This is a genomic window from Bradyrhizobium sp. SZCCHNS3052, from assembly GCF_032484495.1.
GTDB lineage: Bacteria > Pseudomonadota > Alphaproteobacteria > Rhizobiales > Xanthobacteraceae > Bradyrhizobium.
In genome coordinates this window covers 1,380,322-1,396,902 of sequence record NZ_JAUETB010000001.1, presented here as the reverse complement: position 1 = coordinate 1,396,902, position 16,581 = coordinate 1,380,322, and the positions used below count along the sequence as shown (strand labels likewise).

14 protein-coding genes and 1 pseudogene are annotated in these 16,581 nt (G+C 65.7%); 8 read left to right on the top strand and 7 right to left on the bottom strand.

The genetic code is table 11. The features are described 5' to 3' along the window. The first annotated feature begins 296 nt into the window (after positions 1-296). From QX073_RS06450 to QX073_RS06440, 3 genes are all read left to right on the top strand, one after another. On the top strand, positions 297-1,493 hold the full coding sequence (locus QX073_RS06450) for an acetylornithine transaminase (RefSeq protein WP_315751588.1): 1,197 nt from the start codon (positions 297-299) through the stop codon (positions 1,491-1,493). Positions 1,494-1,792: 299 nt separating this feature from the next. Further along, positions 1,793-2,071, top strand: coding sequence for a hypothetical protein (locus tag QX073_RS06445; RefSeq protein WP_315711990.1), 279 nt, complete (start codon positions 1,793-1,795; stop codon positions 2,069-2,071). A gap of 121 nt (positions 2,072-2,192) precedes the next feature. Next, a complete protein-coding gene (locus tag QX073_RS06440; protein WP_315711991.1) occupies positions 2,193-2,981 on the top strand; it encodes a hypothetical protein in 789 nt (262 codons plus the stop codon). Here the strand turns inward: QX073_RS06440 and QX073_RS06435 are convergent. From QX073_RS06435 to pcsA, 3 genes are all read right to left on the bottom strand, one after another. Next, the gene (locus tag QX073_RS06435; RefSeq protein WP_316225471.1) at positions 2,971-3,945 is read right to left on the bottom strand and encodes a quinone oxidoreductase; all 975 of its coding nucleotides are present in this window, start codon (positions 3,943-3,945) and stop codon (positions 2,971-2,973) included. The two genes, QX073_RS06440 and QX073_RS06435, sit on opposite strands and share 11 nt — an antisense overlap. Before the next feature lie 185 nt (positions 3,946-4,130). Beyond that, complete coding sequence (locus QX073_RS06430; RefSeq protein ID WP_315828489.1) at positions 4,131-4,859, bottom strand: TerC family protein; 729 nt, start codon at positions 4,857-4,859, stop codon at positions 4,131-4,133. Next, positions 4,856-5,590 carry a phosphatidylcholine synthase gene (pcsA, locus tag QX073_RS06425; RefSeq protein WP_315711995.1) on the bottom strand — a complete coding sequence of 245 codons (735 nt, stop codon included), beginning with the start codon at positions 5,588-5,590 and terminating at the stop codon, positions 4,856-4,858. The genes QX073_RS06430 and pcsA overlap by 4 nt, the downstream gene beginning before the upstream one ends. Positions 5,591-5,708: 118 nt before the next feature. Here pcsA and QX073_RS06420 point away from each other — a divergent pair, with 118 nt between their 5' ends. Beyond that, positions 5,709-6,908 carry a UbiH/UbiF family hydroxylase gene (locus QX073_RS06420; RefSeq protein ID WP_315828488.1) on the top strand — a complete coding sequence of 400 codons (1,200 nt, stop codon included), beginning with the start codon at positions 5,709-5,711 and terminating at the stop codon, positions 6,906-6,908. 6 nt (positions 6,909-6,914) lie between these two features. Here the strand turns inward: QX073_RS06420 and QX073_RS06415 are convergent, their stop codons facing one another. After that, complete coding sequence (locus QX073_RS06415; RefSeq protein ID WP_316167933.1) at positions 6,915-7,868, bottom strand: AEC family transporter; 954 nt, start codon at positions 7,866-7,868, stop codon at positions 6,915-6,917. 144 nt (positions 7,869-8,012) lie between these two features. On the opposite strand from QX073_RS06415, the gene hspQ reads away from it, so the two are divergent. Further along, a complete protein-coding gene (gene hspQ, locus QX073_RS06410) occupies positions 8,013-8,345 on the top strand; it encodes a heat shock protein HspQ (RefSeq protein ID WP_315711998.1) in 333 nt (110 codons plus the stop codon). A 149-nt stretch (positions 8,346-8,494) separates the two neighbouring features. Here the strand turns inward: hspQ and QX073_RS06405 are convergent, their stop codons facing one another. Further along, on the bottom strand, positions 8,495-9,271 hold the full coding sequence (locus tag QX073_RS06405) for an invasion associated locus B family protein (RefSeq protein WP_315751592.1): 777 nt from the start codon (positions 9,269-9,271) through the stop codon (positions 8,495-8,497). Positions 9,272-9,532: 261 nt separating this feature from the next. Between QX073_RS06405 and QX073_RS06400 the strand changes: the two genes are divergently transcribed. The 3 genes from QX073_RS06400 to QX073_RS06390 all read left to right on the top strand — a co-directional run bounded on the left by QX073_RS06400 (position 9,533) and on the right by QX073_RS06390 (position 14,264). After that, positions 9,533-11,359 (top strand): extracellular solute-binding protein, encoded by a 1,827-nt coding sequence (locus tag QX073_RS06400; protein ID WP_316225470.1) that lies wholly within the window; start codon positions 9,533-9,535, stop codon positions 11,357-11,359. A 51-nt stretch (positions 11,360-11,410) separates the two neighbouring features. Next, positions 11,411-12,919 (top strand): class I adenylate-forming enzyme family protein, encoded by a 1,509-nt coding sequence (locus QX073_RS06395; RefSeq protein WP_315751594.1) that lies wholly within the window; start codon positions 11,411-11,413, stop codon positions 12,917-12,919. A 112-nt stretch (positions 12,920-13,031) separates the two neighbouring features. Beyond that, entirely contained in the window at positions 13,032-14,264 is a 1,233-nt protein-coding gene (locus tag QX073_RS06390; protein WP_316194188.1) for a GGDEF domain-containing protein, read from the top strand. Between the two features lie 53 nt (positions 14,265-14,317). Here QX073_RS06390 and QX073_RS06385 read toward each other — a convergent pair. Beyond that, a pseudogene (locus QX073_RS06385) lies at positions 14,318-14,449 on the bottom strand (IS3 family transposase); the annotation flags it as partial. 408 nt (positions 14,450-14,857) lie between these two features. Then, entirely contained in the window at positions 14,858-16,231 is a 1,374-nt protein-coding gene (opgC, locus tag QX073_RS06380; RefSeq protein ID WP_316192575.1) for an OpgC domain-containing protein, read from the bottom strand. Positions 16,232-16,581: the final 350 nt, after the last annotated feature.

Below are 16,581 nucleotides of genomic sequence, written 5' to 3'. Positions count from 1 at the left end.
CGGCGCTTCCCTCGCCGCTTCCCGGAGCGGCGGCCCGTATTGCACCCTGCAGGCCGGCATCTTGACACCGGTTGCGATTTGCCTGTATGGCCGCCGCATGATCTTCAACCGGACCAACCGCCGCGCCGCCGTTTGCCGTCGTCACCGCCGTGACGATGCCGGGGCGCGCCATGTCCGAAGACGTTGCTGATCAGCTAGCTCATCAGCTCCAGGTTTTCGAGAAGGCCGCTCCCGCAAAGGAGCGGCCTTCTCGCTTTTTGGCCCACCGTTTCACCCCTGAGCACAGGAGATTGCACATGCTGACCGCCTCCCATCCCTACGACGCTCTGATGGAGATCACGGCGCGTCCGCGCACCGTCTTCGTTCAGGGCAAGGGCTCCTGGCTATGGGACGACGACGGCAAGCGCTATCTGGACTTCATCCAGGGCTGGGCCGTGAACTCGCTCGGCCATGCGCCGCCGGAGCTGGCCAGCGCGCTCGCCAGCCAGGCGGCGCGCCTGATCACCCCGAGCCCAGCGTATTTCAACGACACCAGCCTGCAGTTCGCCAAGGCACTCGTCGACCGCTCGTGCTTCGACCAGGTGTTCTTCACCAATTCGGGCGCCGAAGCCAATGAAGGCGCCATCAAGCTCGCGCGCAAATACGGCGCTCTGCGCAAGAACGGCGCGTATGAGATCATCACCTTCGAGGGCGGCTTCCACGGCCGCACGCTGGCGACGATGTCGGCTTCTGGCAAGAAGGCGTTCGAGCCGCTGTTCGAGCCCAAGGTCCCGGGCTTTCCAAAGGCACGCCTGAACGACATCGCCTCGGTCGAGGCCCTGATCTCCGACAAGACGGTGGCGATCATGCTCGAGCCGATCCAGGGCGAGGCCGGCGTGTGGCCCGCGACGGACAGTTTCCTGCAGCAGTTGCGGGCGCTGACCACCAGGCACGGGCTGCTGCTGATCGTCGACGAGATCCAGACCGGCATGGGCCGCACCGGAAAGCTGTTCGGCTATGAGCACGCCGACGTCCTCCCGGACATCATGACCTTGGGCAAGGGCATCGGCGGCGGCGTTCCGCTCGCCGCCCTGCTGGCGACCGAAGCGGCGTCTTGCTTCGAGCATGGCGATCAGGGCGGTACCTTCAACGGCAATCCGCTGATGTGTGCGGCGGGACTCGCCGTGCTCGACGTCATCGAGAAGCCGGAGTTTCTGAAGGCTGTCACGGACAACGGGATCTATCTGGAGAGCGAGTTGCAGCGAATCTCGGCAAGGCACGGCCTGGGCGAAGTGCGCGGCCGTGGTCTGTTGCTTGCGCTCGACGTGATCAGGCCGATCGCGCCGGCGATCGTCGCGCATGCCTTCGAGCTCGGCCTGCTGCTGAACGCGCCGCGTCCGGATGCGCTGCGCTTCATGCCGGCCCTCAATGTGACTCGCGATGACATCGCGGCGATGATCGACACGCTGGACGGAATCCTGACCAAGGTCGGCGCTGCGCGCTGCGTCGCCTGATCGAATGCCGTTCGGGACGCAGGCTCCGTGCCATACGCGAAGCCTGCGTCCCGCTGCCTACAGATGAGGCACAAACATCGAGGTCGGGCTCGCCGCCATTTGACTTGGATCAAGGACAGCCGTCCCTCTGAACAACGATCCTGATCGCGCCAAACACCTGCGATCCGATGACCTACGTTATGTCTATACTGATATAGCGTTGTACGGGATGTGATCAGCTCGGAGGAAAGAGGCTTGCCGGGACCCAGCTGATGATCATCCGCCGACAACGAGGTCGGCACGATAGAGGAGATGCAAGAATGGCGAGAGACAATCTGGCTCGGGCGTTGCCGGTCGAAGACAGCGGCAGCCAAATCGCCCTGGCTGCGACCGAAGAGGTGCTGATCCACGTTCGCTTCTTCCCGAACTCGGACATCAACTCGATCGGCGAGAAGCCCGCCAGCCTGACCGCCAATGAATGGTATGAGCGCCTGCTCGACATGGCGCGTCCGCATTATCAGACCTTCGCCGGCGGCCGCGGCTTCTTCCGCATTCCCCGCCCCTGTTTCGAGGCGATCCTGAAGGGCGTTGCTGCCTGACGCCGGCTCTCTCTCCGGATGAGGCCGCGGGCGTCCTCTCTGCCTCATCCCTTCGACCGCGGTGCGCCGGGTGCGCCGCGGTCGCTGGCGTTTTGGTCCGTGCGCGCGTCGGAGGACAACATTGAGCGAAGCGGCTTTCAACGGACTGCGACGGGTCTTCAACGCGCTGCTGGCGTCCGGGCTGGCCTCGCAGAACCTGGCAGACATGCTCGCCGACCGCGCCTTCGATCTGTTCGAAGCCAACATCGATGCCCAGACGGCGCATCTGCCCACCCTCGCCTGCGCCAAGGGCTGCCCCTCCTGTTGCGCGCTGCGCGTGACCGCGACGGCACCGGAGATCTTCCTGCTCGCGCGCTACGCCCGGCAGATCGATCAGCGCATGCCGGCAACCGCGCTCGGCTCGCTGTCACGCCGGATCAAGCTCGCCAACCGCGCGACGCGTGGCCTGAGCGAGACCGAGCGAATGAAGCTACGCCAGCCTTGCCCATTCGTCGTGCGCGGCGGCTGCATCATCCATCCCGCGCGTCCGCTCGCCTGCCGCGGCCATGCCTCGTTCGACCGGCGCGCCTGCGCGCAGGCCATGGCCGGCCGCGAGGTCGATGTGCCGGTCTCGGCGCCACACGTCGCGCTACGCGCCCTGGTGCAGGATTCGCTCAGGGACGCGCTCGGTGCTGCGGGGCTCGCCTCCGGCCTCTATGAGCTCAACCAGGGTCTCGTTCTGGCGCTCGACGCCCCCGAGCGCGAGCGCGCCTGGCGCGACGGACAGGACAGCCTCGCGCCGGCGCGGATCGAGGCGTCGACGACGGCAGCGCAGACGGACGCGGTGCTCTGGAGCTCGGCGGCGGGTGACGCTTCGATCCGGGACGAGGTTCCAGAGGCAGAGCCAGGTCGCCAATCTCCTATGGCTTGAGGATCGAGGCCCCGGTCGTGACGCGGCTTTCGAGATCGGCGTGCGCCCGGCCCGCATCCTTCAGCGCATAGGCGTGATTGATCTGCACGTGCAGCTTGCCGCTGATCACCGCCGAGAACAGCGTGTCGGCGCCCTCCAGCAGCTCGGACCGTTTGCCGATGTAGTCGTTGAGCTTCGGCCGGGTCGCGAATAGAGAGCCGTGATTGTTGAGCTCGGCGATCGAGAATGGCGGCACCGGACCCGAGGCATTGCCGAAGCTAACGAACAGACCGCGCGGCTTCAGGCAGGACAAGGAGCCGGGGAAGGTCGACTTGCCGACGCCGTCATAGACCACGTCGCACAATTCGCCGCGGCTGATCTGCTTGACCCGCGCGACGAAGTCCTCCTCGTTGTAGAGGATGACGTGGTCGCAGCCATTGGCCAGCGCCAGATCCGCCTTCGCTGTGGAGCCGACGGTGCCGATGACGTGCGCGCCGAGCGCGCGCGCCCACTGGCAGGCCAGCAGGCCGATGCCGCCCGCGGCGGCGTGGATCAGGACGCGATGGTGCGGCTCGACCTTGAAGGTCTTGTGCAGCAGGTACCAGACCGTCAGCCCCTTGAGCATCAGCACCGCGCCCTGCTCATAGGTGATGTGGTCGGGCAGCTTGACCAGCCGCTGCCAGCCGATGTTGCGCTCGGTGGCATAGCCGCCGAGGTTCTCATAATACGCGACGCGGTCGCCGGGATGGAAATGCGTGACGCCCGGCCCCACGGCGATCACCTCGCCTGCCGCCTCGTTGCCGGCGATGAACGGCAGGCCGGGCGCCTTGTACAGTCCGGTGCGATAGTACACGTCGATGAAGTTGAGGCCGATCGCGTGCTGGCGGATGCGGACCTCGCCGGGGCCGGGCGCGACGAGATCAACCGGCTCATAGACGAGCGCTTCGGGGCCTCCCACCTTGTGCACGCGCACCGCCTTGACCATCCCGCCATCTCCCCTTCGGACTCTCCATCGCCGCGTCCGGGAAGCCGGCGAAAGAACCTTCGACACTTACCTGATTCTCATCGGACATCCGGCTCCGTTGAAGGAGCCGACCTCCGGCCGCGCATCGGGCGCTGCCGGCGGCAAAAGCGAAGGCGATCACGACGGCCTTGTCAACTCGGCGCCTGTCAGGCGTTGCGCTTCCTGCGGTTGCGCGAGGCCATCACGTTGAAGGCTTCGACTGCCAGCGCAAAGACGATCGCGAAGTAGATGTAGCCGCGCGGGATGTGGAACTCGAAGCCGTCGGCGACCAGCGCGACGCCGATCAGCACCAGGAAGGCGAGCGCCAGCATCTTGGTGGTCGGATGGTTCGCCACGAAACGCGCGACGGGTCCCGAGGACACGTACATGATGACGACCGCGATGATGACGGCGGCGATCATGATCTCGAGATCCTGGGCCATGCCGATCGCGGTGATGATCGAGTCCAGCGAGAACACGAGATCGATGACGATGATCTGCAGGATCACCCAGAAGAACTTGTTGGCGCCGCCGCCCTGCGACCCCTCCTCCCCCTCACGCGCCTCGACCTCGGCATGGATCTCGTGCGTGGCCTTGGCGATCAGGAACAGGCCGCCGGCGATCAGGATGATGTCGCGCCAGGAGAAGCCGAGGCCACCGATCGTGAACACCGGCTGCGTCAGCCCGATCAGCCAGACCAGCACGCTGAGCAGCAGGATGCGGAAGATCAAGGCCAACGCCAGCCCGATCTGGCGGGCGCGTGTCGCCTGCGGCTGCGGGATGCGCGAGGTGATCACCGACAGGAAGATGACGTTGTCGATGCCGAGAACGATCTCGAGGGCGGTCAGGGTGAGCAGCGCGGCCCACGCTTCGGGACTGGTCAGAAGGTCGATCATGCTTTCAAGGATCTCAACAGGCGGATCGCGGAGTCGCTCGCGACGATGTAGAGGGCGATCGCGCACAACAGCGTCGTTACAATCGGGCCCACGGCGAAGTTGTTTCCCAGCGCGTCGATGACCAGGACGCCCCAGAGCGCGACCAGCGGCAGCGTCAGCCAGCGCAGCCGCTCGACGCGCACCGGGTGGATGACATGGAATGGGACGAAGGTCAGCGCGATCAGGACCGCGAGACCCAAGGTCGCCAACGATGGCGAGGGATGCAGCAGGAACAGGTAGAATGCCGCGATGTTCCAGAGTCCCGGAAACCCGCGAAAATGATTGTCGTCGCTCTTCATGCGGCGATCGGCGAAATACAGTGCGCCGGTGACGGCGATGCCGACGCCGATGACCGGCGCGGCGAGCGGCAGCAGCATCCCGCTGGCGGTGATGGCGTAGGCCGGCACGAACACATAGGTCGTGAAATCCACCACCAGATCGAGCACGTCGCCCGACCAGTCCGGCTGCACATGGACGACGTCGAGCCGGCGCGCCAGCGGCCCGTCGATGCCGTCGATGATGAGCGCGCCGCCGAGCCACCAGAACATCGCAGTCCAATGCTCGCGCACGGCCTCGAGCATCGCGAGCAGCGCGACGCCCGCACCGAGCGCGGTGAAGACGTGCACCGAGAACGCCGCGGCACGATGCGCGGGCGTTGCGGCCACCCTGCTCTCTGGTCTCAACTGATCCATGCGACGCCAGTGCTATCAGGAATCGGAGCCAATTGCATATCCGCCGTTGCGGCCATGCGCCGCGCAGGCTCACGCAATACCCTTGAAAAAGCCCTGCAGGAACGTCAAATGTTCCCGCATGAGCAACACAGACGCCAGCTTTGATGTCATCGTCGTCGGCGGCGGACCCGCCGGGCTCGCCGCCGCGATTGCATTGTCGCAGACCGGGGCGCGGACGGCGCTCGTGGCCCGCAAGGCTCCATATGCCGACAACCGCACCACCGCCCTGCTCGGCGGCTCGGTCGATTTCCTCGACGAGATCGGCGTCTGGTCATCGTGTCGTGACCGCGCCGCCGGCCTGAAGGCGATGCGGCTGGTCGACGATACCGGCCGGCTGTTCCGAGCCCCGGAGGTGCGCTTCGTCGCCGACGAGATCGGTCTCGACGTGTTCGGCTACAACATCGCCAATGCCATCCTGGTCGAGGCGCTGGAACAACGCGCCAGCGAAATCGACGGCCTGGTGCGGATCGCCGAGGATGCGGAAAGCGTGCGCAGCGATGCCGATGCGGTGACCGTCACCAGCGCATCGGGCCGCGTGCTGACGGCGCGGCTCGTGGTCGGCGCCGATGGCCGGCATTCGCTGTGCCGCGAGGCCGCCGGCATCGGCGTGAGCCGGCGCACGCTGCAGCAGTCTGCGCTGACCTTCAACATCACCCATGCGCGGCCGCATCACAACGTGTCGACGGAATTCCACACGCCGCAGGGCCCCTGCGTGTTCGTGCCGCTGCCGGGCGACCGCTCCAGCGTCGTCTGGGTCGCAGCCCCGAAGGAGGCCGACCGGCTGTTCGCGCTCGACGACGACGCCCTGTCCGACGCCGCCGAGCGGCAGTCGCATTCGATCTTCGGACGCGTTCGCGTCGAGCCGGGCCGCCATGTGTTTCCGCTCGCGATCGAGCGGCCCCTGCGCTACGCGCAAAACCGCATCGCCCTGGTCGGCGAGGCCGCGCATGTGGTGCCGCCGATCGGTGCGCAGGGACTGAACCTCGGCCTGCGCGACGGCATCGACATCGCCGATGTCGTGCGCAAGGCCAATGCGGCCGGCGAGGATATCGGTGCCCCGCAGGTGCTCGCGCGCTACGGTGCCGCGCGCCGCGCCGACATCCTGAGCCGCACCTTCGCCATCGACGTCGCCAACCGCTCGCTGCTCAGCGATCTCCTGCCGATGCAGTCGCTGCGCGCCGTCGGCATGCACCTGATGAGCGGCATCGGTCCGCTGCGGCGGCTCGCGATGCGCGAGGGCCTGGCGCCGTCATGGAGAGCCACGCGCAAGGCCGGTTGAGCACCGTCAGGGAAACACCAGCCGGCCAGTCTGGATCAGCCACATCACGCTGGTCAGGGTGATCACCGAGGCGAAGGTGCCGATCAGCACCGCCGATGAGGCCGGCTCGATCCAGCTGTCATTCTGGCGCGCGATCACGAACACATTGAGCGCCGGCGGCAGCGCCGCCATCAGCACCGCAGTCGCCGCCCAAGGCTGCGCGAACGGCCCGAACAGCAGCATCAGCCCGAACGACAGCAGCGGGTGGACGACGAGCTTCACCACGGTCAGGACCGGCACCTCCCAGGGCAGCCGCTCGAACGGGCGCAGCGCCACGGTCACGCCGAGCGCGAACAGCGCCGTCGGCGCGGCGGCGTTCTGCAGGAACTGCAGGGTGCGGTCGAGCACGGTCGGCGGATGCAGCTGAAACGCCGCCGCCAGGATGCCGGCTGCCGTCGCCATGATCAGCGGGTTCTGCAGGATCTGGCGCAGCACCGTGCGCAGCGCATGCACCACCGAGGCGTGGTCGCGCTCGGTCAGCTCGACGAGCAGCGGCACGATCGAGAACAGGAAGATGCTGTCGCAGCAGAAGATCAGCGCGGTCGGCGCCGCCGCCTTGGTCCCGAGCACGGCCAGCGCCAGCCCAGGCCCCATATAGCCGATGTTGCCGTAGCCGCCCGCGAGCCCGGCCATGGTCGCCTCGCGTAGCGACAGCCGCCCGATGGCCTTGCCGAGCACGAGCGCCAGGGCGAAGGTGAGCATGGTAGCGAGCGTCGTTGCAACCAGGAAGGGAGGGTTGCTCAGCTCCGTGAACGGCGTGCGCGCGATGAGGTTGAACATCAAAGCGGGCAGCGAGACGTAGAGCAGGAAGAAGTTCATCCAGGCGAGCCCGGCTTCGGGCAGCCTCCTCCACTTACCGCAGGCGAAGCCTATGAAAACGACGCCGAAATAAGGCAGGGCCAGATTGAGAATGTCGAACATGGGCTCGGAAGATGACCCCCTGAGGGGGCCTGGGAAGGGCCTGGAATGCGGGGGCGTCGCGGCTTGACGCGAATCGGATCGGTCTAGATCAAATCCGCCCGCGGGGCACTAGCATCGCTCCCCATCCTGGTCTATTCGACTGGGATGATCAAAGCGCGAACTGCCAAGTTTCAGATCGGCCAGATCGTCCGGCATCGGGTGTTCTCGTTCCGGGGCGTGATTTTCGACATCGATCCGGAGTTCAACAACACCGAGGAATGGTGGTTGTCGATTCCCGAGGAGGTCCGTCCGCACAAGGACCAGCCATTCTATCACCTGCTGGCCGAGAACGCGGAATCCGAATACGTCGCCTATGTCTCCGAGCAGAACCTGGTTCCCGACGAGTCCGGCGAGCCGATCCGCCATTCCCAGGTTGCGGAGATCTTCATCAAGGACAAGTCGGGCGGCTATCGTCCGCGCAATCCGCTGATGAACTGACCTGTCGACCGGAGGGTTTCAACCCAGCGCCGCCGGCGCAGGCTTGATCTTTGGTCCCGGCGCGCAAGTTCCCCTCACATCCGTCCGCAGAACGAAAAAGGCGCTCCGAATGGAGCGCCCTTGATTTTGCGGAATGGACCCGACCGGCGTTACTGCTTCGCCTGCGGCTGGCCTGGCTGGGTCTGCTCGAGCTTCTTGCGCTGCTCCTCGGCGCGCTTCTGCAGCTCTTCCTGCAGCTTCTTCTGGGTCTCTTCGAACTGCTTCGGGTCGGTCGGCGGACCATCATAGGCCTTGGCGAAGCTGCTGTTGCCTTCCTGCAGCGGCAGCGGCAGCGTCAGCGCGGTGCCGTTCGAGTTGATCGCCTGGACGTAGAGGGTCTGGCCCTTCTTGAGGCTGTTCACGAATTCGGGCGTTGCTTCGTAGTCCGACATGCAGCCGTTCTGGAAGCAGATGACGTATTTGCCTTCCATGAACTGGTTGTTGTCGATGACGATGCGGGTGCCGGGCTGCAACTGCATGCCGAGCGGCAGGGTCACACGCAGGATCTTCTTCGGCTCGCCTTCGGGCTCGATGATGACCGCTGCAACCACAGGCTGACCGGATTCGATGCGGCCGTCCTTGCCAATGAAGCAGACCTGCTTGGCGTTGGCATCCTGCCCCTTCAGGCAGAACTTGGTCCACGGCGCATAGATCAGCTGCGGCATCTCCTGCTGAGCCTGGGCCTGAGGCTGGCCGCCGGCGGGAGGAGTGGCAGGGGCCTGGGCGGCCGGAGCGGGAGCCTTGGGAGCGGCAGCCGGAGCCTTCGCCTTCGGCGCTTGAGCCTGCGCAACCGAAGGAGCGAAGGAAACGGCCAGCGCGGTGACCGCGAGCAGCGCGACAAGCCGCCCACGCGGCCCAACCGACGAGGCCAAGTCACGGAAATTCATTGCGGAAAACCCTTTCTGAACGGCAGCGCCCGAGACCGCCAAAGGCGCCACACCAAGCCGTTGAAGCGGCTGTCTCCTCAGGAAATGAGGCGGTTAAGTGACAGGCGTTACCGCCGTAACTCAATCGCCCGCCTTCTTAACGCGGTGCGCGGAAGAATCAATGCCGCGAGACCATGTCGAAGCCGCGGTCTAGCGCTGGCGAGCCTGTGGTAAAAGCCCCTTGTGACCTGTTCCGAATCAAATGCTTGCGCCCCGATCCTGATGCTGCAGCGCATGTTCAGCGCGGCCGTGCGATGTGTCGCCGTCATCCTGGCATTGTTGCCCGAGGTCTACACTCCCATGGCGAAAGCGGCAGAAACTGCGGCGATCGCCATGCATGGTCACCCGGCCTTGCCCGCCGACTTCGACCACATGGCGTACGCGAATCCCGACGCGCCCAAGGGCGGTCGTCTGGTCTGGGGACTGCTCGGCACCTTCGATAGCCTGAACCCGTTCATCGTCCGCGGCATCGCAGTGCAGCAAATCCGCAGCTATGTGGTCGAGAGCCTGCTCACCCGCGGCAATGACGAGCCGTTCACGCTGTATGGCCTGCTGGCGAAAACCGTCGAGACCGACGAGAACAGGACCTATGTCACCTTCCGGCTCGACCCGCGCGCCCGCTTCTCCGACGGCAGCCGGGTGCGCGCCGAGGACGTGGCGTTCTCCTTTGCGCTGCTGCGTGATCACGGCCGCCCCAACCACCGGCAATACTACGGCAAGGTCACCAGGGTCGACGTGCTTGATCCGCTGACCATCCGGTTCGATTTCGGCGGCGCCGAAGACCGCGAGTTGCCGCTGATCCTCGGCCTGATGCCGATTCTGGCGAAGCACGCGACCGACCTGGCGAGCTTCGAGGACACGACGATGACCGCGCCGCTCGGGTCGGGCCCGTATCGTGTCACCGCGGTGCAGCCGGGATCCAGTGTCACCCTCACCCGCAATCCGGACTATTGGGGACGCGACCTGCCGGTCAACCGCGGATTGTGGAACTTCGACGAGGTCCGGCTCGATTACTACCGCGAGTCCAATGGACAGTTCGAAGCCTTCAAGCGCGGGCTGTACGACTTCCGCGTCGAGACCGAACCGCTGCGCTGGCACGACGGCTACGACTTCCCGGCCGCGCGCAATGGCGAGGTCATCCGCGACAGCTTCACCTCGGGGATGCCGCAGCCCTCGCAGTTCCTGGTGTTCAACACGCGGCGGCCGGTGTTCGCCGACGTGAAGGTGCGCCGTGCGCTGACGCTGCTGTTCGATTTCGAATGGATCAACCGCAACTACTTCTTCGGGCTGTACCGCCGCAGCGGTGGCTATTTCGCCGGATCCGAGCTTTCGGCCTATGGACGTCCAGCCGATGCGGCCGAGCTCGATCTGTTGAAGCCGTACGCCGCGCAGATCCCCCCCGATATCATGGACGGCAGCTACCGCCTGCCGATCACCGACGGGTCCGGCCGCGACCGCGCAACGCTGAAGGCGGCGCTCGATCTGCTTGGCGAGGCCGGCTATGGCTTCGACGGGACGGTCTTGCGGTATCGGACGACGCGGGCCCCCCTCGCCTTCGAGATCCTGGTCACGACGCGCGACCAGGAGCGTATTGCGCTGGCTTACGCCGGCAGTCTCAAGCGGGCCGGCATCAATGCGTCCGTCAGGGTCGTCGATCCCGTGCAGTTCGACCAGCGCCGCCTGAGCTTCGAGTTCGACATGATCCAGAACCGCTGGGACCAGTCGCTGTCTCCCGGCAACGAGCAGGCGTTCTATTGGGGCAGCGAGGCCGCCGACCGCACCGGAACCCGCAACTACATGGGCGCCAAGGACCCGGCGATCGACGCCATGATCGCGGCGCTGTTGCGCGCCCGCGACAGGCCGGAATTTATCTCGACGGTTCGCGCATTGGACCGTACCCTGATGGCGGGGTTCTACGCTATTCCAGTGCTCAATGCCGCCGAGGAATGGATCGCGCGGTGGAATCGTATAGAACGGCCAGAGAGGACAGCTTTGACGGGAGCGCTCCCGGAGAGCTGGTGGCAGCGGCCGGAGCCGGCACGGAAGTGACCAATCGGGGCAATTGGTCGTGGCCGGGTCCGTGAAAGTACGGGGCAACAGGTGAATCAGGCCAATACGTCGCCGACGCTCGACGCGTTGTTTCAACGCATCCTGGCGCGCAAGCCGGATGCGGTTGCGCTGGTCGATCCGATCAACAAGCAGCGCGTCACCGGGCGACCGCCGATGCGCCTGACCTATGCCGAAGCCGATCGCGTGATCTCGGCGCTGGCCGCGCACTTCGTCGACGCCGGCCTGCCGGCTCATTCGGTGATCGCGGTCCAACTGCCCAACACGATCGAGTTCGTGCTGACGGTGCTGGCCGCGCATCGCGCCGGCCTCGTGGTCGCCGTATTCCCGCTGCTGTGGCGTCAGTCGGAGCTCGTGGCGGCGCTGAACCGCACCAGCGCGCGCGCCATCGTCACGATGTCGAAGATCGACGGCGTGATTCACTCCGATCTCGCGATGAATGCGGCGGCGGAGGCGTTCTCGATCCGCCACGTCTGCGGCTTCGGCTCCGACCTGCCCGAGGGGATGTATTCGCTGGACCAGTCGATCGCAAAACCCTCGCGCTCGACGCGCGGGCTCATGCCGGACGGCCGCAAGGCCGCGATCGTCTCCTTCGACGTGACCGCCGACGGCTTCCGCGCCGTGCCGCGCACCCATTTGAGCCTGATCGCCGGTGGGCTCGCCGTCTCGCTCGAGAGCGATCTGCCGCAGGGCGTGAACATGATGTCGGCCTTCCTGCCGTCGTCATTCGCCGGCCTCGCCGCCTCGGTCGTGACATGGCTGTTGTCCGGCGGCACCCTTGCGCTGCACCACCCGTTCGACGCCGACGCGCTGGAACAGCAGCTCGCGGAGCTGGCCTGCGATACGCTGGTCGCCCCGGCTCAACTCGCCTTGCGTCTCGACGAGGGCAATCTGGCCGCGCGGCTGCCGAACCTGCGCTATGTGCTCGGCCTGTGGCGCGCGCCCGAGCAGGTGGCGTCGAGCGCATCGTGGAAGACGCGCGACATCGAGATGACCGACGTCTATCTGTTCGGCGAAGCCGGACTGTTCGCCGTGCGCCGCACCGCGGCCGATGGCAGTCCCGGGCCGGTCAAGCCGGGCCGCCAGGGCGCGCCGCGCGAACAGCCGGGCTCGTCGATCGCCGGCGAGATCCTGGTGACGCCGAAGGGCACGCTCGGGCTGCGTGGGCCCATGGTCGTGTTGGCCGCCTACGCGCCGCCGCAACCGCCGAGCGACTCGCTGATGCCGGCAGCGCCGCGCGACTACGTCGACACCGAATACGCCGTGCGCCTCGACCGCGCCCAGGACACGATCTCGATCACGGCGCCGCCGGCCGGCGTGATGGCCGTGGGCGGCTACCGCTTCCTCGCCCAGGACCTGCACGAATGGTCGAGGCGGCTCGGCCAGGGTGCGCTGCTGACCGCTCTGCCCGACCGTCTCAGCGGTCACCGCCTCGCGGGCCGCGCGATGGACAATGCGCGCGCGCGGGAAGCGCTCGCCGAGCTGGGACTCAATCCGCTGATGGTCGAGGCCTTCCGCGACCGCGCCGGCTCGGGCGGCTGATCCTGCCGTCCGGACAGCTACGGAACCGTCATGTTTGGAACAGTGTTGACGCTGCGTTAACGGGAGGGACCTAGGATCGCGATGTAACGTCAGCGTATCCTGAGTTCCCTGGATGTCCCCACAAGGCCCGCTTCTCATCGTCTCCTCGTCCACGCGGCCTTCGCTGAGTGCGGCCCTCGCGGTGGCGCAAATTCTCCCCTCCGTCGAGACGCGCTGGGCTGATGCGATCAGCATGATGTCCAAGGTTCAGCCGGCCGCGGTCGTTGCCGTCGTCGAGGATGCTGATGCAACCGAGCTTGCGGCGTTCTCGCGTCATGTCGGCGCGCGCAAGCCGTACGTGCCGCTGATCGCCATCGCACCCGGTGGCGCTGTCCTGCCCGACCACGCCATTCCCTTGCATGGCAGCGACAATCACGAGCGGCTGCTGGCGCGGCTGCGCGCGGCGTTGCGCGTCCGCACGCTGCACACCACCGTGCTGCGCCGTCTCAATGAGAAGAAAGCACCCGACGCCACATTGCCGGAAACAGATCCGCTCGATGACGCGACCGTGCTGCTGCTCGGCCGCGGCAGCTCCCTGCCCGGCCTGTCGGTCGCGCTCGGCGAACGCATGGCGGTCGTCGGCGCGCTGAGCATCGAAGCCGCCGCCAAACATCTGTCGAGCCGCGACATCGACGGCATCGTGCTCGGCGAAGGGTTTTCGCCGCGCGTGGTCGATGCGTTCCTCGCGGTGCTCGCCGAGGACACCCGCTTCCGCAACCTTGCCGTCGTCGTCACTGCCAACCAGCCGGCGCCGCTGCAGGAACTCGCCAATCTCGAGATCATCGCCGGCGCTCCCGCGCACATCGCGGCCAGCGCGCTGCCCTTGATCCGCCAGCACGCCTTCGAAGCGCGCCTCAACCGCACGCTGCGCGCCATCGAAGCCGGCGGCATGCTCGACCCGCAGACCGGCCTGCTCACCCGGAACGCCTTTGCGCGCGACTTTGCCACCGCCGTCAGCCAGACCCAGAAGAGCGGCGGCAGCCTGGCGGTGGCCCGCTTCGCCTTCGATCCGGTCAATCCGCGCGCCCAGTATGACGGCGCCCGCATCATCAGCCGCCTGATGCGGCGGATGGATTTCGGCACCCACGAGGACAACGGCTCCGTCGTCGTCGTGTTTGCCGAGACGGATCTGCGCTCGGCCCACGCCATCGCCCGCCGCCTCTCCAGCGTGATGCGCCACACCTCGCACGGCAAACGCGACACGCGCACAGAGCCTTCGGTCACCGTCGCCGCGCTGCAGCCGGGCGACACCGCGCGCACCTTGCTGGCCCGCGTCTACGGCGAGGCGCAACGCGCGGCTTCATAGAACGATGTTGCCTGCGTCACGGGCGTCATTGCGAGTGACCTGCCACCGAAGTTTCATCCAGTAGCATTTAGAGTCCTGTTGGGTTTTACGCCGAGTGGCGTGGGTGCAGCAACGGGCGATTGGCGGAGCTGGTGGTGGTTGCGCATCCGATCGCCCGTTGCGGTGAGATTGGCCGCATAGGCCGCAAACTCCTAGGGGCAGGTCACTACAACAAAGTATATAACGTCAGATCTGAGCCCTTCGTCTGGACCAAGAAAAAGGCCCGGCAACGCCGCTTCAAAGACCGCCGTATCACCGAGCTATGATTCCGGGTACCAGGTCCGCTTACGCACGCCAGTTGAAACGGTCTCGTGTGCACGCACATGGGTGCAGATCGTGATAACGAGCGCAAGCCGGCTGCACTGCCAGTCAGCGCCGAGCGCGGCGCTAGTGGGTGACGTCACGTTGACCGACAATAATGCCGCTACGCTGGCAAACATCACGCACGCCGCGATCAGCACCGCTCCCTTGTGGGTCCTTGGGTGGGAAATCATGGCCTTGGCTCCTGTACGATGGCCGGAAGAATAAAGGGCAGGCTCCACAGTCCTTGTGAACTAATTCACGACCTGACCCACAGTTTTCGCTGGTGGCCCGAAGGCGTGCGCGATTGCTGGCGCTGGATCAGCGCCGCAGCCGGACTCGCGCGCCGGAGCAAACAGAATCTTTGTTCGGCCACCTCGTCGGCCCGAGGCGGGCGGCGTGGACGGAATGTCAACGCCGAGCGCCTTGGCTGTCTTGAGATTGACGACCAGCTCAAACCTGGTTGTCTGCTCGACGGGCTTCGCGTCCGGCTGCTGCCTCGGCTTGATCTTGATCAAGTTCAGCAGCGTCGCCGCCACGATCATCACCAGGACGCCACCAACACTGAGCGCGATCTGCATCGTCAGCCCCTCCGAGATGCCGAGCAGCGCCAGGCGGCTGGCGAACGTCAGCAGAACGCCGAGGCAGTAGATTGGCAGCGAATTCTGGCCACAGAGAATGGCGCCGCGCATCACCGGCGTCGTCAGCCCTCGCCAATTGCGAGGCACTAACCATACCACCAAAACCGCAAGGGCCAAGAAATGCAGCAGTCGCAACGGATCGAGATTAGATTTGTCCATCGGGTAAAGCAGCGTCAGCAGCGCCTGCGGGAGCAGCGCTTCCAGCGGTTTGATGCTCCAGCTCAATGCGATGATGAGGCTGAACACCAGATAGAGAGCGGCAGCCACAAGCGCGGTGCGTGAGGTCACCCATGGCCGGGCTCTCTTGTCTTCGATCATCCACCACACGCCAAGCACGACCAGCAGCTGCCAAGCCAGCGGATTGAAGGCCCAGTGGCCGTTCGGCCATGCCGGGATGGTCCATCCGAAGACGTGCACCAGTGCGTAAAGCAACAGCGACGCGCCGAGCGTTGCGTTCGGCGCTCGCAGCAGCAGCCACAGCAGCGGCGCGAACAAAAGGTGATAAAGCACGAAGAGCGGCAAGACGTCGGTGTTGACGGGGCAGTATTGCAGGATCGCCGCGTGCGCGAGCGTCACGCCCGGCTGTTCCAACAGAATGCGCGTATTGCTCTCGTCGGCAAGATGGCCGCCGCCTGCGAGGTGAACCATGATGGCGCAGGCGAGCGTGAGCAGCAGAAATGCGACATAAATATCCCAGCTTCGCCACAGCGTCCGGCCGATCACGCCGGTCCACCCCCCGCAGCGCCATGCCTTGCCGTAGGCCAACGTGCAGCTTACGCCCGACACGAACATGAACACTTCCGCGGCATCGCTGAAGCCGTAGTTCCGCAGTGTCAGCCAGCTCCCGATGTTGTTGGGGACATGATCAAGAAAGATGCACCAGAGCGCGATGCCGCGGCAGGCATCAATGCGCAAATCGCGGCCGTAGCCTTTCAGCTCCGGCAACGCGCCTACCGATGGCTTCAGGTCGGCAGTTCGATCATGCATCTGATTGCCCCGTCCGGCGTACGAGCACGCTTCAAGAGGGACCGAATTTGACAGAAAGTCACCGCCGCGCTGCCGGATCGTGACAACGCCGCAATCTAGATTTGCTTCACGCCGACCCCGGCCACCAAAGCTATTACGATAATGATCATATGGCGGCTGGCGGCGCTTGGTAGAACCTGCTGGCGCGTGAGGCTGTCCGTTTGACGATCATCGTTCAAACGGCAGAGCGCGTAAATCAGCCGGAGGTCCACAGAGAGAGGTTCCTAGGTCCTATGATCAAGGTACCGTACAGATCTCGGCATCAATCACCTTTGCCTACAGGCGAAGGAGACCCTGAGTCCCACGACTTT

What these genes read in the sequence shown, in the direction of transcription:
- QX073_RS06450 (WP_315751588.1), top strand. Translation starts at nt 297, where the DNA reads ATGCTGACCGCCTCCCATCCCTACGACGCTCTGATGGAGATCACGGCG.
- QX073_RS06445 (WP_315711990.1), top strand. Translation starts at nt 1,793, where the DNA reads ATGGCGAGAGACAATCTGGCTCGGGCGTTGCCGGTCGAAGACAGCGGC.
- QX073_RS06435 (WP_316225471.1), bottom strand. Translation starts at nt 3,945, where the DNA reads ATGGTCAAGGCGGTGCGCGTGCACAAGGTGGGAGGCCCCGAAGCGCTC.
- QX073_RS06430 (WP_315828489.1), bottom strand. Translation starts at nt 4,859, where the DNA reads ATGATCGACCTTCTGACCAGTCCCGAAGCGTGGGCCGCGCTGCTCACC.
- pcsA (WP_315711995.1), bottom strand. Translation starts at nt 5,590, where the DNA reads ATGGATCAGTTGAGACCAGAGAGCAGGGTGGCCGCAACGCCCGCGCAT.
- QX073_RS06420 (WP_315828488.1), top strand. Translation starts at nt 5,709, where the DNA reads ATGAGCAACACAGACGCCAGCTTTGATGTCATCGTCGTCGGCGGCGGA.
- QX073_RS06415 (WP_316167933.1), bottom strand. Translation starts at nt 7,868, where the DNA reads ATGTTCGACATTCTCAATCTGGCCCTGCCTTATTTCGGCGTCGTTTTC.
- hspQ (WP_315711998.1), top strand. Translation starts at nt 8,013, where the DNA reads ATGATCAAAGCGCGAACTGCCAAGTTTCAGATCGGCCAGATCGTCCGG.
- QX073_RS06405 (WP_315751592.1), bottom strand. Translation starts at nt 9,271, where the DNA reads ATGAATTTCCGTGACTTGGCCTCGTCGGTTGGGCCGCGTGGGCGGCTT.
- QX073_RS06400 (WP_316225470.1), top strand. Translation starts at nt 9,533, where the DNA reads ATGCTGCAGCGCATGTTCAGCGCGGCCGTGCGATGTGTCGCCGTCATC.
- QX073_RS06390 (WP_316194188.1), top strand. Translation starts at nt 13,032, where the DNA reads ATGTCCCCACAAGGCCCGCTTCTCATCGTCTCCTCGTCCACGCGGCCT.
- opgC (WP_316192575.1), bottom strand. Translation starts at nt 16,231, where the DNA reads ATGCATGATCGAACTGCCGACCTGAAGCCATCGGTAGGCGCGTTGCCG.